We start from the raw sequence: 23,367 nt of genomic DNA, 5'->3' as shown, positions 1-23,367 counted from the left end.
CAGGAGCAACTCACCTAACAGGTCCGTGCCGAGGCCTCATCAACTGCCCGTCAAATCACAAGCATCGGAGAAGGCGCTTCGTTCCTCCGAGGTGAGGCCGAGAGTGCAGGCGCGGCCCTCTCGTGATGATTGGAGCGCGGCCTCCAGCACGGCGGCCACGGCCAACGCCTGCATGGGCGTCACGGGGTTGTGACCCGTGCCACGCACCGCGTCGCGGACTCCCGCGTAGTAGCGGCGATAATCGCCCCTGGGTGTGGCCGTCGTCCTGGCCTCCCCGGAGCTCCCGACGAAGAACCGCCCAGGCGAGGCGTCCTCTCCCCAATCCGCCGCCCCCGGAAGCTCGCCCGCGATGAGCCGGTCCGCCTGCGAGTCCATGCCGTGCTTCAGCCACGAGCCCCGGGTGCCATGCACCGCGAAGCGCGGCATTCCTCCGGCGATGAGCATCGAGGCCTGGAGGAGGACATGACGCTGGGGATAGACGAGGGTCACCTGACACCAGTCGTCCACGGCGGCGCCGTCCCGGTGAGCCGCCAGCAGCCCCACCACGCTGTCGGGCAGGCCGAACAGTTGAAGGACCTGATCGACGAGGTGGGGACCCAGGTCGAACCAAATGCCCGCCCCGGGGACGGGCTGTTCACGCCAGCGCTGGCGGACCTCGGGACGGAAGCGGTCGAACCGCGACTCGACGGAGGTGACGCGGCCCAGCGTGCCGTCCGCGAGCAGCGCCTTCAGCGCGAGGAAGTCGCTGTCCCAGCGACGATTGTGGAACACCGAGAGCACCCTGCCCTGCTCCTGGGCGAGCGAGGCCAGTGCGCGTGCTTCGGCCAGGGTGATGGTGAAGGGCTTGTCGACGACGACGTGCTTGCCAGCGCGGAGCGCGGCTTGTGCGAGCGGAACGTGCGTCTCGTTCGGCGTCGCCACCACGACGAGGTCCACGTCCGGGTGCGTGGCCGCATCGCGCGCGGACGGAATCACTGTCACCTCCGGCAGGTCCGCATGGACGTCCTCGGGCCTGCTGGACGCCACCACGCGCAATGACAGTCCCTCCACGGTGCGCAGCAGCGGAGCGTGGAAGGACTTGCCCGCGAAGCCGTAGCCCAACAGGGCGACGCGGAGGGGGGCGGGCTCGCTCATGGCAGGGGCTCGCTCAACAGAGGCTTGACTGGCATCACGCGGGTCTCAGGTCAAACGAGCTGAAGCAATGGTCACCAGACTGATGCATGGCCCAAGGTTCGACGCATCCCACATCCCGGTCAACCACTCCCAACCGCGTCCGCACCGGACGCACATGCGTCTGAGACGGACGCCCCCAGCGCCCGAAGAGGACTCCCCTCATCCTGAAGGAGAGAGACCGGCGGGCTCTCGGACGCCTCAGGGCACCACCCTGTCGACAGGACGTCCGGCACGGTCCCTGCACCAACGAGAGCACCGCCTGACTCAGCAGCGCACCGGACCGAGCATGGATATGGGCCCCCCTGCCCCCACGCCGGACAGCGACGACCTGCACGGCGCCCCCCTCTGACAACGACGCGGTGAACACCCTGACGCAGTAGCGACTTGAGCCATCGACTCGGAGGCATCACATGAACTGCACGATATGCAAGAGGCCCCTGGCGACCATCCCCAACAACGGAAGCCAGGACCCATGCAAGGACTGCGTGACGCTGGTCCTCAAGCAACTCCCCACGGACAAGAAGTCGACCTCAGTCGAGGCAATCGGCGCGGCGCTCAAACGCATACAACCTGGCTACCCCGCCAGCGCAATCGTGAAGTTCGTGGTCCTGGAGCTGCAAAAACGTCCCCCAAAACTCAAAGCAAACAAGGCACCCCCTCCCGCCGCGGCAGCGGCACCGACCGCGGCTGCCGCGGCGGGCATGGCCGCGGCGGGGGCCGGGGCAAACGCACCTCCCCAACACGTCCCATCCAACCCGATTGATTCAGCGCGAACTCAACTCGAAATCGACAGATTCTACGCCAGCACGCTGAGACTCAAGTACCTGGACATTGCCGTGCACACACGCGACGCGGGGGGCCTTGGAGATCTGATCAACTGCCTCCAGACGAGCACCATTCTCGTGGACGAAGAGGAAAGCTGGAGAGCCACTCCTCACTGTGGGCATAAAGACTTTGACGTCATGTCAGCGTGCTTCACAAAGCTCAAGCCCTCCTTCAACGTCAGTGCCCTCAAGGTCGATATAGCAACCGCCATGCAAAACGACTCAGAGCATGATGGAACAATCATCGAGTACTCGATGGCCAAACCCGCGATACTCAATCCGAAATTGCGATGCTCGGGGCTGGCTGCTCATGAAATGGGAATCATGATCAACGAGAGACTGCGCACGCCCCTGCCCCTGTCCGACCTGGCCCTGACACAGCCTGACCTGAAGAAACTCCTGGAAGAGTGCTCCAAGTCGCACAAACCGCCCAGACTCTTCTTTGGCTACGGCGCCGGCAAGCACAACAACACCCACTTCAATCTCCTCCTGGACCGGGTCTTCCACGACGACTCAATCACTTCAGCCGTGATACTCCCAGTCAACCATCTTCAGGACCACCTCGAGAAATACCTCAGGACCAACGACCACAACACGTTGATCCCCGACCTCAGGAAAAACCACGACATCACCAAACTCAAGACCTGCCAACATGCGACATTCCTGCTGGGAAAGAGGGTGATTCATGTCATCAACATGAACCAAGGATGCACGGTTCCATACGACGACATGCTTCAACTCTGGCGGGCAGCAGACCGGTCCTTCACCATCACCGAGGGAGACCAGTCCTTCAGCGAAGCCATCTCCGCTGGCATCCCCATGGCCTACCAACTCTGGCATCCCGGTAATGGTATCGTGCATAAGCAGCCGCTGTTCGATGCGCTCCTGTCGGCTTGCGCCACCAAATACCCGGCCGTCAACGCTTTCCTGCAAAACTGCCGGGACTACTCAGGCGCCGCCGCCAAATCCAGTGCCGCGACTGTGGTCGCGGGCGCCGCGCCAGCAGTTGCCTCGCCCGTCCAACGAAAGATGGAGCTCCTGAAGAAAATCATCCAGGACTGCAACAACCCGAAGTTCATCAAAGACTACGTGAAGTTCACGGAGGAACTGGCCGAAGAACACTCGATTTCACGACATCTCCAGGGCTTCGTCCAACGCCTCTGGCTCAGGAAGGCCCACAACGACAACCTCCTGACTGAGTTGGACAGCAAACTCAGAACCCTCTTCGCCCTGGAGGACGCCAACGACTCGGACGCGATGAGGCCACTTCTCCACAGGCTGCGTGAAGAAATCCGCGCCGCGAACATCAAACTGTTCAATCAACACGGAGGGGTCATAGCCAACCAAGGTGCGGCCTCAGCTGAAGACAGCCCAATCAGGGCGAAGCGCATCGAGGCCATTGGCCAGGTCGCGAAGGGACCCGGCGAGGGTCCCCAACCGATGCTCCAGCCCATCCTCGGCCTCATCGCGGACTATCTGCCTTGAGGAGGACGCCCCACCGGCGAGCATCAAGACAGATGCCTCGTGACAATGGCTCACGATGGGCTCATGGGTCCAGACACCAGAGCGGGTTGTCCGCCGACCCCTTGGACAGGAGCGCCATTGGGGTAGAAGGCGGGCGCGCCCCTGCCCTGCCTCCTATCCAGACGGGGCGCGGCAGGAGCCTGGCTGTCTTGGCTGGCTGTGACGGTTTGAGCTTCGACACCCCTCCCTCCCCCTTCCCCTACATCAGCACTCGCCCCCTTCGGGTGGTCAGCTCGGCACGTCAGCCGAGGCGACATCTTCCCTGACACAGGGGGATAACAGCCCTCACCCAATGCCAGAACAAAGGCGGCGCGAGACCCTGCCTTTATCTCCAGCAGGCACACGTCTGCCCGGCCCAGGACCATGTCGGCGCTCTCGCGCGAGCCCGCTCCGTGGTGAGGGTGGCGGTCTCGCGTGTCGCGGGTCCGGGGCTCAGGCCCCGCAGCGGGCACGGATGCAGATGAACCCGGGGGCCTGTGACAGCTCCTCGAACAGCCTTGGGTCCACCCCCTTCATGTCGTCGAGAGGCTTGGGTTCGACGACCCGCTCGAGCATCCAGCCAGTCTCGGACAGCGCGTTGAGGATGTCGGCGAGCGGGCGACGATAGCCCTGTACGTAGGGCTTCGGCTCGCCGAAGCCTGACCAGTACATCCCGAAGCGCGTGGTGTCGAAGTAGGTGCCGTCGCCGCGACAGCGCACGTCGTTCCAGTCGCGCATCGGGTGTCCCATGGAGAACACGAGCAGCGCGCCGGGCCGCGCGACGCGGCGGAACTCGCCGAACACCGGGGCCAGGTGGCGCACGTAGTCGAGCGCGAGCGAGCAGATGATGCGGTCAAAGGACTCCGAGGGCAGCCAGTCGAGCGGCGCCGACAGGTCTCCGGTCCGGACTTCCACCGGGAGGCCCGTGCAACGCGCGAGGGCGAGCGGGACCATCTCCGGCGTCACGTCGAAGGCGTGGACGGTCGCGCCACCGCGCGCGAGCTTCTCGCTACAGAAGCCCGGTCCACAGCCGGCGTCGAGCACGCGCAGTCCGGTGACCTCACCCAGCAGCGCCATCGTCGCCGGCCGTTCGTAGAGCGCGTTGTGTGGCTTGGTCAGCGCGAACGTTGAGTAGCGCTCCGCGAAGGTGGAGTACGCGGCGAGGCCGAGCGACTCGTCCACCTCGTTCGTGTCGTCCATGCGCGGTCTCCCAGGTGAAGGAGACCACGCTACCCTACCTCCACGATGCCAGGGAGGAGCACGGACCCAGGACGCCTCCTGCGCGCGAACGCGGCGGCGGGCCGCGCCACGGAGTCCTCGGGTCGTCGCCGATTCACCTCAGCCATACTTCAGCGCGCGCCGCTCATCGATGACCTCCTGCGGGTGCAGCCGCAGGTAGCGCAGCAGGTCCTGGGCGAATTCGCCCGAGTGTCCGAAGCGGACGCCCAGGCGGTGCTCGGCGCGCAGGGTGTTCTCCGAGAGGTCCGTCCCGCGGATGGTCTCGTACTCCTCCCGGTTGTTGTAGTCACACAGGGGGAACTGGCCGCGGGACGTGCCATGGGCGTTGTGCAGGGCGTGGATGAGCTCGTGGGCGATGGTCAGGAACAGCGGCGTGGCCAGGGGATTCTTCAGGCCGTCGAACGCGACGAATGACGCGTCCGAGATTCTCGGGTCGATGGCGATGATGGAGCCGCTGCCGGAGTCCGGGAGCCTCGGGAGCTCCGTTCCGGTGATGATGTCGATGTTGGCCTTCGCGCTGCCCATGGCCTGGGCCATGCCCTGAATCGTCCCCGCCTCCGGCGACTTCCTCCTGACGGAGGTGACGGACTTCGACTGGGACACCTTCCACCTCTTCACGCCCTACGTGGGCGCGGAAGAAGTCCGGAAGTGGCTCGCCATTGATGGGTCCGGCGCCAGGGACGTCCCTGAAATGGAGTGCCTGCTCGTCTTCGTGAAGGGAGGCGGGGTGGTCATGGACCCCGACTTCTCCCGGACGAAGGGCGACTTCTCATCCATCAGGAAGTCCCGCTTCACGCGGGAGGAGGCGCGGTTCACCGCGCCCAAGAACGGCAAGGCCCTCACCCACGCGTCGGATTCTCCCTGAGCGGGCCCGCGTTGGTTGGCCCGGTGCTCGCCTCTGAACCAAAGCCCCCACCAGCCGGCACCAAGCCGTCCAACACCTCCGACGTCTGCACGGCGAGCGGATACCCCTCGAGTTCGTGCACCCGTCCCCTGCGACCGGCACCTGGGAGGAGCTGCCTCCGCCCCCGGACATGGGAGCAGCCCAGTTCCGTGGGCACCCGAGATGTGATGGACGAAGTCCGGGATGTCCGCGAAACCCGGGCAAGCTCAGTCACGGCGCGACGCTGCGTGGCGGACGACTCGAGCCCGCCGCGGTGCGCGGAAGCGAGTGCGGAGCGACGGTTCGCCGCGGAGGGAGCCGGCGGCCCCTGACGCCTGACGAATCGGCTCCGGGTCGCGATTCAACGCTCCCGGACCGAGCCAGTCAGCGAGTAGTCCTGGGTCCGGAATCCCGTACCAAAGCGGCCGACGAGTTTGGCCATGTGTTCGGGCGAAACAGGTGACGTGACGACTCCTGTCAGACGCGGCATGCCCTTCGCGCTCACGAGCGCAGCGATGACAGCATCCAGATCGGCTTCCTCGACCTCCTCATCCTGACTCATGGCCGTTGCGTCGAAGTCGAGGTGTAGCTCGGTGAGGTTGGGCAAGTCGGCGCGGCCGAGGCTGTCCGCGGTCGTGTGGTTGACCTCCAGACGGAGCTCGCGCAGGCGCGGCAGGCGCCGAGCGACGAGGCCTTGCTGCGACGCCGTGAGGTCGTTGCTCAGGGTCAGAGACTCGAGTGCGGCAAGGAGCTGAGACCGTCCAAACCCGGTGAGGGTCGTGCTCGAAAGATTGCAGCGCCGTAGGCGCAGGTGGCGGAGAGCGGTCAGGTAGGGAGACGCGATGAGGGCCGCGAGCTCGTCATCCTCGACCTCCGAGAGAACGAGGTGCTCGACGGTCGTCATGCGTGCCGAGGCGGCGATGATCGCGACGGCTCCCGGGACGTCGCCCAGACCGAGATGAGCGACGGCCAGGCGCGGCGACGTGATGAGCGCCGAGAAGCCGGGGCCAGGCAAGGCCGAGTCGCCGGCATCGTCGAATCCGAGACAGCCCTCGAGATCGAGCCCACGAAGGCGAGACAGGCTCGAGGCCCGGGCCAGGGCGTGGCAACCCTCTTCGCCAATCTCGGAACGTGCGAGGTCCAAGCAGGCCAACGCGGGCAGGTCGAACAGACGACACAGCCCCGCCGGGCCGATGCCGACACGTGGGAGCGCGAGGCTCTCCAGACGCTCGAGACCGGCGGCAGCGAGAAGGTCGGCCAGATCATCACCCACGGGGATGTCACCATCCTGGGCGTCGGGCATCGCGAGGCCGAAGCGGCGCAAGTGGGTCATCTTGCGCCGAGCCAGCGGCTCGTATGCCTCGACCGTGTGGAGCCCGACGGCCAGCTCGAGTTCGTCCAGGTGATGCAGGAGCGGTGACGCAAGCACCTCGGCGACCCCCGTGACACCGAGCCAGTTGCAGTCGATGCGCAGCTCGGAGATGGCCCGTAGCCGAGAACACCGGGTGAAGGCGGGCACCAGGTCCTCGGACCCGAAACGCTCGTTGATCCAGGCGCGATGGAGGTCGATCCAGGACTCGGCGACTTCCCTCTTGATACCGCGAGCCATGCGGCCTGCCAGGACTTCGTCGAGTCGAACGAGCCCCACCACGGACAGACGCGGCTCGACGGCGACGTCATCACGGATCAGCTGTCGCGCGACGAGCTCAAGGGGCCAGGGCCGTTGGAGCATGGTCATAGAAGTATCGCCGAGTCTGGCGCGGCGGCAAGTGGTGTTCGCGTGATGCGCGGCGTGGTCGCGCGACGGTCGGCGAGCGAACGTAACTGTTCGCCGTGCCCCGTCCCGGCGCCGCTCCGCCTCCCGGAAGAATGGGCGAGTGAGCAGGCCAGCACCGACGGGTGGGACGGCATGTGCTGGCGAGAATGGAAGGTGGGCTTCGACTTCGTTGTGCGCTTTCGCAAGGACGTGCGGGTGGACCTAACCCGGCGTCTCGCGGCAATCGGCGGCCGGGTGGATGCCCACCAGCGGGCACGCCAAGAAGCTGACCGGCGTGCGCGCGACGGCGGACCGGACGCCAGTACCGGCGGGGGTGCTGGCGCATCAGAAGGGCATGAAGGAGTCGTGGTGCCTGGCCACCAGCCTGGGGGCCGCCAGCGCGCGTCGGGTGGTGGACCTCTACTCCCGGCGCTTCTCGTGCGAGGAGACGTTCCGGAACGTGAAGGATTTGAGATTGGGGATGGGACGGTCCTCGGTGCGAGTGAAGAGTCCCGAGCGCAGAGACAGGCCGCTGCTGGTGAGCGCCATGGCGCACGTGCTGCTGAAGCTGCTGGGAGCCGCTGGCGCGAGCCTCGGCATGAAGAAGGGGCTGAAGGCCCACACGGTGAAGACTCGCACCTACCCGCTCTTCCGCCAGGGCTGCATGTATTACCAAGCCATCCCGATGATGAAGGAGGAGCGATTGCGGCCCCTCGTTGAACGCTTCGCCGAACTCCTCCACCGCCACCATGTCTTCCAAGAAGCGCTCGGCTTCAGATGAGGGGATGGCTCAGCCCCTACCCCACGGTCTTTCTTCCTCACCCCTGTTCACGTGGTCTGGCGGGCGTTCCAGGGGTTGTTCATGGCGCTGAGCCAACGGGCCATCGGCGCGCTGCTGGCCGGCAACGACCGTCGGCCGCGCGCGCGCCGTCCTCGGGGTTCCGGGCTGGGGCAAGGGGCTGCTGCTGGCGGCGGCCGCCGTCGGCATGACCTTGGCGGGGGCGGCCCTGGCGGTCGTCCTGGCTTTCCAGGGAGTCCAACGGCAGGGTGTGCGCTCATGAGGCTCAGCCCCGAAGCTCGCCTTCGTGGGACTGGCACCCGTCGATGAAGGGGCGCAGCCCCTGTGCCCACCCAAGAATCAGACAAGCCCGAGGAGACCGGGCGCCGCCGAGCCGAGCTGATGTCTTTCTTGTCCCAGGCAACGCCCTGGCGCCGGAGCCGTGTCGCCGCTGTCCCCTTGTGGCCGACCTTCATCCATAAGAAGATGGCAAGGTCATGAATCCGATGTCTTGGATTATGGCCAGTCATTATTCACGCCCACGAAGGAAGCCACGATGAAGAAACGACATCTTGGGATTGCAATGCTGGGAGCGACCATCACCGCCGGCGCGGTGTACGCGCTTCCTATCAAGGACACCTCAGCGGAGGCCTGGGAGGGCTACGAAGCATCCCTCAAGAATGGGTATTGCACGCCCCTCAACGAGAATTGGAATCCCTATTCCGAAGACAGCATCTACCGAGGAGCACCCAAGTCGAAAGATGGGCGGTCGAAGTGGAAGGTCCTCCCCTGCACGATCGATCGCACCTCCTTCAACCAGCACTATGCCGATGAAGCTGATGAAAACCTCCCGAGCGCCCTTTGCGGCGGCGCCATCTTTCCAATGAGCGCCAGTCAGCCCGGTCCCGGCATGAACTGCATGGACAACAAGGCGTGCTACGAGGAGTTCGTCAAGAAGGTCAAGTCGCTCAAGTGCGTGTACAAGAAAGGAGAGGCCAAGCTGGTCCTGGAGCGAGATGTTCTCGTTGCCTATGTCAGCTCGGAGGCGCTCCACGGGGCGGGCTGGGTCGGCCGCGATTTCAAGAAGCTGTTCGCTTCCTACAAGTGAGAAACGCAAGCCGCGCTCATCTCCGAGAAGCGTGGGCCGGTCCTGCCCCGACAAGGGTGTAGATGTCGAGCAGGGACGCGCGGGAAACGGGGAAGCTCCTTGGTGAAACCAACCGAGACGGTCTCCCCCTGGCAGGGGCGCCGAGGAGTCCCTGTGTCAGGGAAGATGTCGCCTCGGCTGGCTTGCCGAGCTGACCCTCAGTGGTCACCCAAGGCCGGCCCATAATGCGGCAGCAGGTCATCGCCCCGGGGCGCCAACGACATCGCCGCGCGGCCCGGGGATATCAGCGCCTGTGGGACCAGCAGGAGGCGGACAGTCCCAGGATGGAGAAGGCCCCCCAGACACTCGCGGGCCCGCTCCACCTGCCGCGGCTGAACCGCTGTTCCTCACATGGAGCCATGCGAAGATAGACACGCCGCTCCGACCTGACGCCGAAGGAGTCCTCCATCGCCTTCTCGCGCAGCGTTGCCCATCTGCCGCTCCTCGACGCCCTGAACCCCGTCACAGGGGGTCAAGGCCGGCAGACGGTACAGCACCCAACAGCTCCTCCAGGGCCTCAAGTCGCTCGAAATCAGGGAAGCCTCCGCGGAGACACGCCAGGGCTACAGGGCCCAGGGACAGGCACTCCTGGATGCACATCCGACTCCGAAGGCGCTGAATCTGACGCCCCCGAGCGGCGCACGCTGGCGGACACGGAGAGCACCGCACTCGCCCCCACCGGGTGGTCAGCTCGGCACGTCAGCCGAGGCGACTTCATCCCTGACACAGGGGGGTGAGGAGGTCCTGTCCAAGCCCCGCATCGCCCCGACAGCCGCCGGGCGAGCGGCCTCGAGGAACACCCCGGGCGCCAGCGCGGTCGAAGGCGCCCCCCAACTGGTCTACGTGCGCCCGTCCGAGAAGGACCGCTTGCGATTGGCCTGGGAGGTGCGGGTGACGGGAAACAGCGCCACCCTCCCCGTCCGGGACCGCGTCTACGTGGACGCCCTGGACGCCTCCATCCTCCTGCGCGTACCGGAGATTCACGACGCGCTCAACCGCAGGGTGTACAGCGCCAACAACAGCATGCGCCTGCCTGGCACGCTCAAGCGCGGTGAGGGACAGCCCGCCTCGGGCGACGCGTATGTGGACGCGACCTTCAACATGCTGGGGCTCACCTACGCGTGCTTCAACACCCTGTTCGGGCGTGACTCGATGGATGGCGCGGGGCTCCCGCTCATCAGCACCGTGCACTACGCCACCAGCTACGTGAACGCCTATTGGGACGGCACCGAGCTCGTCTGCGGCGACGGAAACGGCGTCACCGCCGGGCCCCTGTGCACGGCCCTCGATGTGGTGGCGCACGAGCTGACCCACGCGGTGACGGAATATGAATCCGGGCTCATCTACACGGGCGAGTCCGGGGCACTGAACGAATCCCTGTCGGACATCTTCGGCGCGGTCTGTGAGAGCTGGTCGACCTCCTGGTCCATGGGGCCGAACGTCTGGAAGGTGGGTGAGAGCGTCCGGACGCCCCCCATCGCCGGAGATGCGCCGCGGTACATGGACGACCCGTTCCTGGACGGCGACTCGATGGATTACTTCGAGGACTACAAGAACGGCGCGGACGTGCATACCGCGTCGGGAATCCGCAATCTGGCGTTCAAGCTGCTATCCACGGGCGGCGTGCATCCGCGCGAACGCTCCTTGCGCGACGTGCTGGGGATTGGCATCGAGAAAGCCGCCCACATCTTCTACACGGCGAGCACGGCCTTCTTCACGGCCAACACGACGTTCGAGCAGGCGCGGACCTATATCGAGCTCGCGGCCACGGTACTGGGCTATGACCCGAACACCATCGCCTCGGTGAGCAGGGCCTGGGAGGCCGTGGGGGTCTTCAAGCCCGTCCCCCAGTTCTGCCCCCCTCTCCACCTGGTTCCTCCCTTGAGCCCCATCAGTGGCAAGGCCCGCTCGAACCGGTACTACTGCGCGAATACCGCGGCGAACGCCTCCACGGTGTTCACCCTCAGCGGAGGACGCGGTGACGCGGACCTGTATGTGAGGTTCGGCGCGCCGCCCACGAAGGACGCCTTCGACTGCCGGCCCTACCTGGGCAACAGCGAGGAGTCCTGCGCATTGGCGCCGCGCGCGACCGCGGGCACCTACTGGATCTGGATCACCGGGTTCAGGCCCTGTTCCAACGTGACGTTCTCCTATTCCAACTGAAGGAACGAGACGACCTGGCGCGGGACCACCGACGCGGGCACCCGTGAGGCACGCCCGCGTCACCGTCCCACTCAGGTCCTCACGACACCATCGAAGCCGCCGAAGCCACCGGGGATGAAGAAATCCTCGTCCGCCCGAAGTCGCTGAAGACATGGTCGAGAATCACGTCGATCATCCAGACATGCTCCGGGACCGCCAGTCCCTGGGAGTAGAGAGTCATGCACCAGGAGCACCGCCTGTCTGTCAGGGTGGCACCTCCCGCATGTCAGCCCTGTCCTGAGAATGATAGGACCCCACCATGAAACCAACACCCTCAGGACCCACTCGACATCTCAGATTACTGCTCGCGGCCTGCCTCGCCGCGATGGCGGTGGTCCTCCCCAGGCTCTCCGCCGCGGATCCCGCGTGCGTCCCCGCCGACCCTCGGCCCATCTGCCACACCACGGACCCCGAGGACCCACCCCAGGCCGTGCCACCCGGGCCCTTCTGGGTCCACGAAGGCAAGCGCTTCTTCGTGATTGGTGTCTTCGACTATCCCACCACGGCCACCTCTCCGGACGGGGGCCCGGCGAGAGATTTTCCCAACATCAACAAGACAGACCTCGCGCAGGGCGAATTGGGGCGAGTGGGTTTCAACGCCATCATTCACAAAATCCATGACGTGACCCCCGCCGACCTGGACAAGTTCGAGCAGCATGGCGTGCACGTCCTCCTCAGTGCCTGGAACTGGAAACACCTGGATGAGCCGGGCAACGAGCTGCACTGGGTTCGGGAGAAGGATGCCCAGCACCATGTCGGCAGCGACCTGGACCTGAGGATCCAGGAGTTGAAGAACAAGTCAGCGCTCCTCGGCTACGACTCCATGGACGAGCTGGGCTGGAACAGTGAGGGAGGAGGACAACTCGTGCGGTCCGATGGAGTGATTGACGCGGGCGCGACCGCCAGGCTCCGTGAGCGCCTCCCCACCCTCGACGAGGCCGTGAGCTTCCGCGAGTTCGTCAACGCCAGGGACCCCGCTCACCCCGTGTATTACACGGAGGTCGCCGCCACCAACTCGGACGCGGGCATCGCTCCCTGGGACGACGTGCCAGGCTTCTCCCCTTCGCAGTACCGGAAGTGGATGGCCGTGGCGAACGCCTGGGGGCAGGACCGGTATCCCATCACCCTCTTGCCAGACGGCGGCTCGCCGCCATTTCCCACCGCGCCCCTGAACCGACCCGCGGAGAGCACCGAGGCCATGCGCGCGCTCTACGACGACGACTTCATGGCACCCTATACCCCCACCGCTCCCATCCTGATGGTGCTCCAGGGGCAAGGCCTGGCGGAGTGCTGTGACTGGGATGAAGTGAATGGCAAGACGGGCCGGCGCCCCAACTACATTGAGACGCGCTACATGGCATATTCCTCCATCATCCAGGGGGCGCGCGGCATCTTCTGGTGGGGGACGGATGTCATCGGGCAGGACTCACAGCTCTGGTGGGACATCAAGAAGGTCGCCGCGCAGCTGCGCTTCCTGGAGCCCATGCTGGTCTCCGACAGCCGCCCGCCCCTGACGCTCTCCCCCGGGCTCGTGGGCATGCAACGCGCGGTCGGGACACGTCACATCGTCATCGTCGCCAACCCCTCGCCCGTCCAGGTCACCAGCAACATCATCCCGTCGGGCTGGGGTGCCAACGTGCAGGCCCGCAGCCTCTTCGAGCAGCGCGGCCCCCTGCCCTACAATTCCACCCTGCAGGGATGGACAGACACGTTCGGCCCGTGGGAGGTCCATGTCTACACGAACCGGCCCCAGCAGCGGCGGAAGGATGACTTCGACGGAGATGGCACGTCTGACTTCACCTGGTACTGGCCATCCCCCGCGATGCCCCAGGCCGGGATGCTCACGGTGCAGGCCAGCTCGCTGCCCAGGCCCATGCGCTTCGCGGGCGGGCTTCCGGGGGATATCTCCCTCACGGGTGACTACGACGGCGATGGCATCACGGATTACGCCGTGTACACCCCGGCGGCGGGCACCACGCCCGGGTTCTTCACGGTGTGGCGGAGCCAGGGACAGCACTGGAGCTGGTTCAATCTGGGAGGGCCGGGCGACATTCCCCTCGCCGCGGACTACGACGGCGATGGCATCACGGACATCGCGGTGTACGAGCGATTCGCCACCGCGCAGCCCCACCCGGACACATTCGAGCCGGTGTACGGCAAGTTCCGTTGGATTCCGAGCCAGACCGGCGGAGACCCCGTGGCGCGCTACATGGGCGAGCCCGACGACACCCCCGTGGTCGGAGACTTCGACAAGGACGGCAAGGATGACCACGCCATGCACAAGGCCAAGGACAGCTCGGGCTGGGGTGGCTGGTTCACGGTGCGCAAGTCCCAAAGCGGGATAGTGGATTGGGACACGATGGGGCAGGTGGGGGACATTCCCGTCGTGGGCGACTACGACGGAGACGGGTTCAGCGACCTTGCAATCTACACCCCTCGCTGGCCCACCGACGACGGCGGCGGCTACTTCACCGTCGTGCACAGCTCCACGGGGACCTCGCACGTGAAGTTCCTCGGAGGGCTCGGCGACGTCCCTGTCACGGGCGACTACGACGGAGATGGGAAGACGGACTTCGCCGTCTACCGGCCACGCACGAGCACTCCCGCGGCGGGCGGCGACTACACCGTCATCTTCTCGAGCACGCAGCTCACGAGCGTGAAGAGCAGGTCAGGTGTGCGCCCGGGAGAGCTGCCCATGGGAAGGGCGTGGCAGCAGTGACGAGCCGACCTGGCCCGTGACACGACGACATGACGCCGCGTGGGGGCCCGTGCACCCGACGCGGCGGCGCGCGTCATCAAGGGACGCGCGAAGGGCCGCCGAGTGAAGTCGGAGGCCCGCCGTGCCCTTGCTGGATGCTAAGCGGGGGAGGAATCACGTTGCACCCAGACAATTGAACGAGCCTCCGGAGGGGCGTCTCGGCATCAAAAAGGCCGACGCCTCGCGGTAAATCCTCCCATGTCGGCAATACTTGACTTCCCCTGAAAAGAATTGTTTTCTTTTCAAATGCTGAATCAAACCGCTGAGTATCAATCCTGCATCCAGAGTTCGGAGAAGGTGTCCTGGCGTCTTGATGAGCTGTTGCCCAAAGACACCGTCCTGGATTTCAGCCGTCGGTTCCTCTCGAATGAGTTGACGGGCGCGGAGGCCATTCCCTTCCTGAACGCCGAGGAGCGGCTGATGCTGAATCACATCCGCTCCAACAGCTATGCGCACCTGTTCCTGTTCCTGGAGGAGTACGCGGTGGCCCTGGCCTCGCAGCGCGCCGGGCTGGAGTTGCACGGGAACGCGACGCACATGCGCGCGCTCCTGCGCTTCACGGAGGAGGAGCTGAAGCACCAGCAACTCTTCGCGCGCTTCACCAGCGCGTTCGCCCGGGGGTTCAAGGTCGTCCCCGCCCTGCTCGACAACCACGTCGAAGTGGCGCGGGCCATCATGGCGAAGTCGAACCTGGGCGTGCTCATCTTCAACCTGCACCTGGAGCTGATGACGCAGCAGCACTATCTGGAGACGATCCGGGGAAACAAGACCGAGACGTTGGATCCGCTGTTCTGCGACCTGCTCAAGCACCACTGGCTCGAGGAGGCACAGCACACCCGGCTGGACTTCCTGGAGGCGCAGAAGATCCTCGCGCAGGAGCCCGACACCCTGGACGCGGCCCTCACGGAGTACGCGGAGCTGCTCCAGGCGCTGCGGGGGACGTTGAACGCCCAGCTCGCGTTGGATCTCCAGACGCTGGAGAAGGCGGTGGGGCGCGCGTTCACCCCGGAGGAACACCAGCACCTGGCCGAGTCCCAGGAGCGTTCGTATGTCTGGGGGTTCATCGGAATGGGGATGAAGGCGCCCCTCTTCCTCTCACGCCTGCGCGCGCTTTCCCCCGTGGCCGAGCAGCGCGTCCTGGAGCTGGCGCCGACGTACTACTGTGTGTGATTGATGCGGGCTTCGGGGACGCCGCCGCTGCTCGTCTGGTCACTTCCTGGCGGGCACGGGGTTGACTGGAGGGGCCTGGCGCGGCGCCTGGAGCGGGGGAAACGACGCGGTCAGCGCGCCCAGGTAGAGCCTGCCGTGGAAGCCGTCAGGCCGCGGGGCGGTGAAGAGCGTCACGCCAGCGGCCTGCTTGGAGGACTGCCGTGCCTCGAGCGTCGGGCTGATGCCGAAGACGTTGCACTCCACCTCCTCGTCCCAGACGCTGTAGCGGCAGGTGAACTGGGTGCCGCGCTGGAAGCCCACGTCCAGGGCTCGCACCGAGGGCAGCACGCGCGCCACGCGAGCGCCCATGGGCTCGAGGTCACCATCCCAGCTGACCTCCGTGGTGCGCGCGTGGACGCTGCCCGTGAGCGCCAGCGTCCAGGCCTGGGGGCGCTTCGACCGGGCGTTCATCAGATGCTCGGCCATCTGCTCCTCGCGCTCATTGCCGTGGGCCTTGTCGGAGTCGATGGCGGCCACGGCCACGTCCTTGCCGGAGACGCGCAAGCGCCGGGCCTGCTCGACGAGCCACAGCATGGCGCGGCTGCTGCGCCCGTCCTGGTGGACCCGGCGCCAGAAAGCGCTCCCCGAGAGGAACTCCTGGATGGCTCCTGAATCGCCGTCACTGGCGAGGTAGCGCTCCAGGAGCGGCTGCTCGGAGACGGGAATGGACAGCGCCAGCGTCACCGGCAGGTCCTGGGCCGTGGCCTCGCACGCCATCCGCAGCGCCACGGACGGCACCTCCTGCGTTCCCAGGGGGTCCGCCACGAGCAGGACGCCTCCCTTGGAGAACAGGGACGAGGCGCCCTCCACGGGCGCGCCACACGCGGGAGCGGTGGCGGAGGCCCCGTCCTCCTCGCCCCAGCTCTCCATCACCACCGAGCGAATGGGAATGGGGGGATTGCCGCCCACCAGCTCCAGCGCGGGAGCCATCTCCAGCCGCTCCAGGAGCTTCTGCTCGATGTTCATGTCGCGGTAGCCATGTGCTGGCCGATAGCCCTCCAGCCCAGGGATGTTCATGAAGGCATCCGGCACGGAGGCCTGCCCGCTGGACCGACCGGAGGCCTCAGGGGCGGCGAAGCCCCCTTCCTGCGTGTACCTGATGCGAAAAACCCGAACGAGTGCCTGCCGGGGCCCGAGCCGCTCTCCCTGGATGTAGTAGCGCTCGGGAGGGATGACGTCCGGAATGAAGGAGGAGAACATCTCCAACCCTCCCTCCTTCTCCATCACGTCCATGCGGTTCTTCTCCAGGATGTACCGGGCCGTCATCATCGCGTCCTCGACGGGCACCGAATAGACGACTTCATGCGTGGGCTTCTCGTACCGCCCCGTCTCCGGGTTGTACTGGTCCGAGATACCGCGCGTGGCGCTGGCGCATCCCACGCACCCCAAGAGCCCCAGCATCACTCCAAGCCGTCGCATCACTTCCTCCATGAGCCACGAGTCCCGGAGACGGGTTTCAGACCTCCGGCCGCGTCGACCGCTGAAACGCCCGGGGCGGCAGGTCATATTGACCTCATCCCGTGGACGTTGGAATGAGGAGACGGCGAGCCCTCTGCGTCGAAGACGGTGCCCGTGAGACTCTGCGTGAAGGGACGCCGACCTGTTCTCTGAAGCGGTGTTCGACGAGGGACGTGGAGGCTCCCACTCGTTGCGCCAGTGACACCGCGTCCGAGGGGTCGTCGTCGGGTGTGGCAAGCGACGCGAGCGATGCGTGCGGAGACCGTCAACGGACAGGGCCCCAGACCCAGGGCGTTCTGGAAGAGCTCGGTCCGGGGTTCGGGCTTTCGCAAGCATAGGAACACGTCAGCCCTCCCCGGCCCGCGCTTTGTCCACAGTCCCCGGCGGTTTTCAAGCGCGCAATCCGCCACGCTTTGTCCACAGCCCATCGCTGAATTCAAGAGAGGAATCAGGGTCCGCTCGGGCCACAGCAAATCTGTATTTTCAAGAGCACACGCCTCGAACAAATCCGATACACGGCTGCGCCATCCCTCCCTTCCGAGTGTCTTCGATGCGTGCATCCGTCACTGCTCGTCCCGGCGAAGCCATGTCTCCATCCCCACGCCCTACCGGCCGCCGCAAGCGCTGGGTCCTGGGCATCCTGTCCCTGCTAGGTGTCATCGCCATCCTGGTGGGCATCAAGGGCGCACAGATCGGCGCGATGATTCAGGCAGGCGCCACCTATGTCCCGCCCCCGGAGGCGGTCACCACCGCCACGGCCAGCGCCGTCGACTGGCAGGGGACCCAGCGAGCCGTCGGCACGGTGCTCGCGGTGCGCGGCGTGACGCTGGGCGCGGAGCTGTCTGGCCTCGTGCGCGACATCGGCTTCGAGAACGGCGCACGGGTGAAGAAGGGGCAGGTGCTCGTCCAGTTCGACAGCACCAGCGAGGCGGCCCAGTTGGCGGGAGTGGAAGCAGAAGCGGAGCTTGCCCGGCTCACCCGTGCCCGGGTCCAGTCACTCCACTCCCAGGGCGCCACCACGCAGGCCGAGCTCGATGCCGCCCAGGCACGAGCGGTCCAGGCCGAGGCCTCGGTGGCCACCCTGCGCGCCATGCTCGCGAAGAAGGTCATCCGCGCGCCCTTCGATGGCCGCATCGGCATCCGACAGGTGGAGCTGGGCCAGGTGGTCTCCGCGGGCGGCCCCATCGCCTCACTGCACTCCCTGGACCCTGTCCTGGTGGAGTTCCTCCTGCCGCAGCAGATGCTGGCGAAGGTGGCCCTCGGGCAGAAGGTGCGTGTCCATGTGGATGTCTTTCCACGGGACACCTGGGAGGGCGACCTCACGACCATCAACCCCGAGGTGGAGCTCGCCTCTCGGAACGTGCGCATGCGCGCCACCGTCCCGAACGCGGACGGGCGCCTGATGCCAGGAATGTTCGCCAACATCGACGTGCTCGCCGAGAGCCAGAGCCAGGTGCTGGTCATCCCCGCCACCTCGGTCCTCTTTGCTCCGTATGGCGATTCGGTGTTCGTCCTCGAGGAAGGAAAGGACGCGGGTGGAAAGACGGCCCTCCTGACGAAGCAGCGCTTCGTGCGACTGGGTGAGCGCAGAGGCGACTTCGTCGCTGTCACCTCCGGACTCAAGCCGGGAGAGCAGGTCGCCAGCAGCGGCGTCTTCAAGCTGCGCAACGACGCGGCCGTCGTCGCCAACAACTCGATGGCGCCACAAGCAGAGACCGCCCCCATTCCCGTGGACCCGTAGTGGACCGGAAAACGCGCTCATGAACTTCACCGCCCTCTTCATCCGGCGCCCCGTCGTGGCGCTGGTGGTCAACCTCCTCATCATCATCGCGGGCCTCCAGGCCATCCAGTCCCTCAACGTGCGGCAGTACCCGCGCAGCGAGAACGCCGACATCACGGTGACAACGGCCTACGTCGGCGCCAACGCGGAGCTGGTCCGCGGCTTCATCACGACGCCGCTCGAGCGGGTCATCGCCTCCGCGGACGGCATCGACTATCTCGAATCCCAGAGCCTCCAGGGTGTCTCCATCATCCGGGCCCGGCTCAAGCTCAACCACGACTCCAACCGCGCGCTCAGCGAAATCAGCGCCAAGGTCGACCAGGTGCGCGGAGACCTGCCGCCCGAGGCCCAGGTCCCCGTGCTCAGCATCGAGTCCGCGGAGAGCCAGTCGGCCACGGCCTATCTCAGCTTCACCTCCGAGTTCCTGAAGCAGAACGAAATCACGGACTATCTGGTGCGAGTGGTGCAGCCGCGCCTCTCGGCGGTGGCGGGCGTGCAGCGCGCGGACATCCTCGGGGCGCGGACGTTCGCGATGCGGGTGTGGATGAAGCCCGACCGGATGGCCTCGCTCAACGTCAGCCCGGCGCAGGTCCGGCAGGCGCTGGCGAACAACAACCACCTCGCCGCGGTGGGCCAGACGAAGGGCTCGCTCGTCCAGGTGAATCTCACTGCGAACACGGACCTTCGCTCGGTGGAGGAGTTCCGGCAGCTCATCGTCCGGCGGGACGGCGGCGCCGTCGTGCGGCTCTCCGACATCGCGGACGTGGTGCTGGGAGCCGAGGACTACAACAGCGACGTCACCTTCTCCGGGGAGCGAGCGGTCTTCATCGGCGTCTGGGTGCTGCCGCATGCCAACTCGCTGGACGTCCTGAAGCGCGTGCGCAAGGAGATGGATGCACTCCAGCGGGAAATCCCGGAGCAGATCCACGCTCGAATCGCCTTCGACGGCACGAAGTACATCCAGAACGCCATCGACGAGGTGGTGGACACGCTGGGAGAGACGCTGCTCATCGTCGTGGTGGTCATCTTCCTCTTCCTCGGGTCCGTGCGCTCGATTCTCGTCCCCGTGGTGGCCATCCCGGTGTCGCTCATCGGCACCGTGTTCCTGATGCAGATGTTCGGGTTCACGGTGAACCTGCTCACGCTGCTCGCCGTGGTGCTGTCGGTGGGGCTCGTCGTGGACGACGCCATCGTCGTGGTGGAGAACGTGGAGCGCCACCTGCGGGCGGGCCTGCGTCCGGTGGACGCCGCCATCCAGGGCGCTCGCGAGCTGGTCGGCCCCATCATCGCGATGACCATCACCCTCGCCGCCGTCTACGCGCCCATCGCCTTCCAGGGCGGCCTCACCGGTTCGCTGTTCCGCGAGTTCGCGCTCACGCTGGCCGGCGCGGTGACGCTCTCCGGGGTGGTGGCGCTGACGCTCTCCCCCATGATGTCCGCCGCCCTCCTGCGCGCGGGCCATGAGGACCAGGGACTCGCGGGGGTCATCAACCGGGCCTTCGAGCGACTGCGCGCGGCCTATGCACGCACGCTGGACCGCACGCTCGGCGCACGCGGACTGGTCTACACCGTGTGGGTGGTGTTGAGCCTGCTCGCGCTGCTCATGTTCTCGCAGTCTCCACAGGAGCTCGCCCCCACGGAGGACCAGGGCATCGTGTTCGGCATCGTCAACACGCCGTCCAATGCCACCATGGAGCAGCTCGCGCCCTCGGTCCACGAGGTGAACCAGTCGCTGATGGAGATACCGGAGGCTTCGTATATCTTCCAAATCATGAACCCGAGCAGCGGGTTCTGGGGCCTGGGACTCAAGCCCTGGGAGGAGCGCGAGCGCTCCGCGGCGAGCGTGCTGGCGCAGACGCAGCAGCGGGTGGCCAGCGTCCCGGGCGTTCAGACGCTCGTCATCCAGCCCTCCGCGCTGCCAGGAGGCGGCAACTTCCCGGTGGAGTTCGTCATCGCATCCACGGCGGAGACAGAGGCGCTGTTGGGCTTCGCTCAGCAGCTCCAGGCGAAGGCGACAGCGAGCGGACTGTTCGCCTTCCCGCCCATCATCGACGTGAAGTTCGACCAGCCCCAGTCGGAGATTGAGCTCGACCGGGAGAAGCTCGCGCAGCTCGGGCTGAACCTGGGGACGGTGGGACAGGACCTGAGCGCGGCGGTGAGCGGCAACTTCGTCAACCGCTTCAACATCGCCGGGCGCAGCTACAAGGTCATCCCCCAGCTCCTGCGGACCTCGCGGCTCACCCCCGAGCAGCTCCAGGATGTCCATGTCACCGGACCGGACGGACAGCTCGTGGCGCTCTCGTCGATTGCCTCCATCCGGGACACCGTGGCGCCCCGCTCACTCAATCGATTCCAGCAGCTCAACGCGGTGAAGCTGAGCGGCGTGGCCATCCGTCCGCTGGATGAGGCGCTCACCTACCTGGAGACGGAGGCGGCGAAGATTCTCCCGGAGGGCTACAGCATCGATTACACGGGCGAGTCCCGGCAGCTCCGCACGGAGGGCAACAAGTTCCTCCCGGCGTTCCTGCTCGCGGTGGTGCTCATCTTCCTGGTGCTCGCCGCCCAGTTCAACAGCTTCAGGGACCCGCTCATCATCCTCGCCGGCTCGGTGCCCCTGGCCCTCTTCGGCGCGCTGCTGACGACGTTCCTGAAGATGCCGAACCCGACGATGCCCTTCTTCACCGACAGCTTCACCACCACCCTCAACATCTACTCGCAGGTGGGGCTGGTGACGCTGGTGGGGCTGATTGCGAAGAACGGAATCCTCATCGTCGACTTCGCCAACCGGCTCCAGGACGAAGGCAGGTCGAAGCTCGAAGCCATCCAGGAGGCCGCGTCCGCGCGACTGCGTCCGATTCTGATGACCACGGTGGCCACCGTCGCGGGCCACTTCCCACTTGTCCTGGTGGAAGGACCGGGCGCGGCGGCACGCAACAGCATCGGACTCGTCCTGGTGACGGGCATGGCTGTCGGCACCTTCTTCACGCTCTACTTCGTCCCGGCCATCTACCTCCTCGTCTCACGGACCCGAAAGGTGCCGGCGGACAGCGAGGTGCCAGCAGTGGAGCCGTCGCCGCTCGCGCCCGCGACGCAGCCCTGAGCCGAGCCCCGGGCTCCCCGTGGACGAAACTCCACGCCACGGGGGGCTCGGCTTCGCTGGAGACAACTCATGCGTGAGAGGCCCGTGATGACTGGTCGTTCAACAGACAAGGAGGAGCCCTTCGCCCAGGTCGTGGCGCGGCGTTGGGAGCAAGCCCTGCGGCACATCGAAGCCGCCGTCAGCGCCGCGCCGAATCCCGAGGCGAAGGTGCGGGCCTTCGCCCAGTCGCGCCAACAGCAAGCGGAGCAGCTCGTTCGGGAGCTTCCATGTCCTGACGAGGCGAAGCTCGACATGCTCTCGAGCCTCACTTCGCACCTGGCCTGCCTGCGGGCGCGCGAGGTCGCGCTGCTCGAAGCGATCTTCATGGAGGGGAACGCCACGGGGGCGTTCACGCTCGGCAACCCCCACGGCGTAGCGCTCGCCATGGTGGGAGCGCTCCAGAACCTCGTGTACGCGCCGCTGCTGTTCGCGCGGATGTCGCGGGTGGAAAGGAGCCGTGCTCCCACCGCGCAGTGGCCGCCGGAGTCAGAGAAGCCACACTAGGGCGCATCCGCGAATCAGCGCCAGAGCCTGCATCCTGATGACGACGGTGCCGCGCGAGGTGCGCAACGCGGGCGTGCTGGATGGCTTTCCCCGGGTCTCCAAATTGGCAGACACCTGTCAGTCATCCAGGGAGGAATTCTCCACGGCACTCGCGGCCCTGGACAGCGCGGGGCCGCGAGCACCTCAGGACGACTCAGCAGGTCCAGGAGCAGGACGTCCCACCGTTGACCGCGTTGCAGCGCCCCGCGGAGATGCCGACGCCGCTGCAGAAGGCCCACGTCGCGCCGCTGCCAGAGATGGGCTGGCAACACGTCACGGGGCAGTTCGCGGTGTTCCAGGAACACGACGTCCCACCGTTGACCGCATTGCAGCGGCCCGGAGACCACGCCACCGAGTCACAGAAGGCCTCCGTGGTCCCCGAGCCCGGAATCGCCGCGCAGCACTCCGGATACGTCGTCAGGGCCGCCTCGCTCTCACCCACGGCCCCCACGTCGTCCGACACCGCGACACCGTCGACGGGACCGCAGCCCGCCAGCACCGTCAGCAATCCCGCCAGTACTCCCAACGTGTTCAGCTTCATCAGACACCCTCCCGTGGTTTTGAGACTTCACGGAGAGCATCTTTCGCCATCATACATTCCGTCAAACACTGTCACCCGCGAACAGGCACGGGGAGAGACGGGACGCACCGCGCCCGGGACTTCGAGAAGAAAGTTCCGGGAGTGGCGGTCAGGACGTGACGGGTGACACAGGAGTTCCTACGGCGGCGCACACGGGCCAGCCCTACACACCGCGGCAAGGCGAGCGCGGCCAGCGGTCCACCGGCGTGCCCACATCAACCGGAGTGCAACTCGTGCCACACGCCGCGCTGGACCTTCGTGTGTCAGGTGTGGTGATGCAGGCTCTCCACCAGGTACGGGTCTCCCACGGGCAACATCGGCGACGTCCGCACCGCCCTGGTCACCGCCAGCGTGAACAACGCCCCCACCCCCACCAGCCCCGCCAGCTCATACAC

General features: G+C 66.3%; 17 protein-coding genes. 10 read left to right on the top strand and 7 right to left on the bottom strand.

The genetic code is table 11. The annotated features are described in order from the left end of the window. Nucleotides 1-39 precede the first annotated feature (39 nt). A complete protein-coding gene (locus tag HUW62_RS26110) occupies nucleotides 40-1,134 on the bottom strand; it encodes an oxidoreductase (RefSeq protein ID WP_176435938.1) in 1,095 nt (364 codons plus the stop codon). 524 nt (nucleotides 1,135-1,658) lie between these two features. On the opposite strand from HUW62_RS26110, the gene HUW62_RS26105 reads away from it, so the two are divergent. Beyond that, nucleotides 1,659-3,482, top strand: a complete 1,824-nt coding sequence (locus tag HUW62_RS26105; protein ID WP_176435937.1) for a hypothetical protein — start codon at nucleotides 1,659-1,661, stop codon at nucleotides 3,480-3,482. A 471-nt stretch (nucleotides 3,483-3,953) separates the two neighbouring features. Here the strand turns inward: HUW62_RS26105 and HUW62_RS26100 are convergent, their stop codons facing one another. After that, nucleotides 3,954-4,700: a class I SAM-dependent methyltransferase gene (locus HUW62_RS26100; RefSeq protein WP_163861056.1), complete on the bottom strand. Its 747-nt coding sequence runs from the start codon at nucleotides 4,698-4,700 to the stop codon at nucleotides 3,954-3,956. Between the two features lie 138 nt (nucleotides 4,701-4,838). Beyond that, entirely contained in the window at nucleotides 4,839-5,342 is a 504-nt protein-coding gene (locus HUW62_RS26095; RefSeq protein WP_163861054.1) for a hypothetical protein, read from the bottom strand. Here HUW62_RS26095 and HUW62_RS26090 point away from each other — a divergent pair. Beyond that, on the top strand, nucleotides 5,320-5,604 hold the full coding sequence (locus HUW62_RS26090) for a hypothetical protein (protein ID WP_163861052.1): 285 nt from the start codon (nucleotides 5,320-5,322) through the stop codon (nucleotides 5,602-5,604). The genes HUW62_RS26095 and HUW62_RS26090 overlap by 23 nt on opposite strands. Before the next feature lie 379 nt (nucleotides 5,605-5,983). On the opposite strand, the gene HUW62_RS26085 is transcribed toward HUW62_RS26090, so the two are convergent. Then, the gene (locus HUW62_RS26085; RefSeq protein WP_176435936.1) at nucleotides 5,984-7,360 is read right to left on the bottom strand and encodes a hypothetical protein; all 1,377 of its coding nucleotides are present in this window, start codon (nucleotides 7,358-7,360) and stop codon (nucleotides 5,984-5,986) included. Nucleotides 7,361-7,637: 277 nt separating this feature from the next. On the opposite strand from HUW62_RS26085, the gene HUW62_RS26080 reads away from it, so the two are divergent. The 3 genes from HUW62_RS26080 (at nucleotide 7,638) to HUW62_RS26070 (ending at nucleotide 11,466) form a co-directional block, all read left to right on the top strand. Next, a complete protein-coding gene (locus HUW62_RS26080; RefSeq protein WP_240357191.1) occupies nucleotides 7,638-8,159 on the top strand; it encodes a hypothetical protein in 522 nt (173 codons plus the stop codon). 553 nt (nucleotides 8,160-8,712) lie between these two features. Next, on the top strand, nucleotides 8,713-9,264 hold the full coding sequence (locus HUW62_RS26075) for a hypothetical protein (protein WP_176435935.1): 552 nt from the start codon (nucleotides 8,713-8,715) through the stop codon (nucleotides 9,262-9,264). A 906-nt stretch (nucleotides 9,265-10,170) separates the two neighbouring features. Next, complete coding sequence (locus HUW62_RS26070) at nucleotides 10,171-11,466, top strand: M4 family metallopeptidase (protein ID WP_176435934.1); 1,296 nt, start codon at nucleotides 10,171-10,173, stop codon at nucleotides 11,464-11,466. 79 nt (nucleotides 11,467-11,545) lie between these two features. Here HUW62_RS26070 and HUW62_RS26065 read toward each other — a convergent pair whose 3' ends face one another. Further along, a complete protein-coding gene (locus tag HUW62_RS26065; protein WP_176435933.1) occupies nucleotides 11,546-11,686 on the bottom strand; it encodes a hypothetical protein in 141 nt (46 codons plus the stop codon). A gap of 144 nt (nucleotides 11,687-11,830) precedes the next feature. Between HUW62_RS26065 and HUW62_RS26060 the strand changes: the two genes are divergently transcribed. Further along, nucleotides 11,831-14,224, top strand: coding sequence for a VCBS repeat-containing protein (locus HUW62_RS26060; protein WP_176435932.1), 2,394 nt, complete (start codon nucleotides 11,831-11,833; stop codon nucleotides 14,222-14,224). A 285-nt stretch (nucleotides 14,225-14,509) separates the two neighbouring features. After that, complete coding sequence (locus HUW62_RS26055; protein ID WP_163865166.1) at nucleotides 14,510-15,433, top strand: hypothetical protein; 924 nt, start codon at nucleotides 14,510-14,512, stop codon at nucleotides 15,431-15,433. 39 nt (nucleotides 15,434-15,472) lie between these two features. Here the strand turns inward: HUW62_RS26055 and HUW62_RS26050 are convergent, their stop codons facing one another. Beyond that, on the bottom strand, nucleotides 15,473-16,891 hold the full coding sequence (locus HUW62_RS26050; protein ID WP_176435931.1) for a hypothetical protein: 1,419 nt from the start codon (nucleotides 16,889-16,891) through the stop codon (nucleotides 15,473-15,475). A gap of 625 nt (nucleotides 16,892-17,516) precedes the next feature. Between HUW62_RS26050 and HUW62_RS26045 the strand changes: the two genes are divergently transcribed. From HUW62_RS26045 to HUW62_RS26035, 3 genes are all read left to right on the top strand, one after another. Then, nucleotides 17,517-18,671, top strand: a complete 1,155-nt coding sequence (locus tag HUW62_RS26045) for an efflux RND transporter periplasmic adaptor subunit (protein WP_255203643.1) — start codon at nucleotides 17,517-17,519, stop codon at nucleotides 18,669-18,671. Between the two features lie 19 nt (nucleotides 18,672-18,690). Continuing rightward, nucleotides 18,691-21,810: an efflux RND transporter permease subunit gene (locus tag HUW62_RS26040; RefSeq protein WP_176435929.1), complete on the top strand. Its 3,120-nt coding sequence runs from the start codon at nucleotides 18,691-18,693 to the stop codon at nucleotides 21,808-21,810. A 69-nt stretch (nucleotides 21,811-21,879) separates the two neighbouring features. Then, nucleotides 21,880-22,353, top strand: coding sequence for a hypothetical protein (locus HUW62_RS26035; protein WP_163865170.1), 474 nt, complete (start codon nucleotides 21,880-21,882; stop codon nucleotides 22,351-22,353). 193 nt (nucleotides 22,354-22,546) lie between these two features. On the opposite strand, the gene HUW62_RS26030 is transcribed toward HUW62_RS26035, so the two are convergent. After that, nucleotides 22,547-22,933, bottom strand: a complete 387-nt coding sequence (locus HUW62_RS26030) for a hypothetical protein (protein ID WP_163865171.1) — start codon at nucleotides 22,931-22,933, stop codon at nucleotides 22,547-22,549. Nucleotides 22,934-23,367 lie beyond the last annotated feature (434 nt).

The sequence above is a fragment of the Myxococcus sp. AM011 genome (assembly GCF_013372595.1).
Lineage (GTDB): Bacteria > Myxococcota > Myxococcia > Myxococcales > Myxococcaceae > Myxococcus > Myxococcus eversor.
The sequence above is the reverse complement of the archived record's forward strand: the minus strand, read 5'-3'. Positions and strand labels throughout refer to the sequence as shown.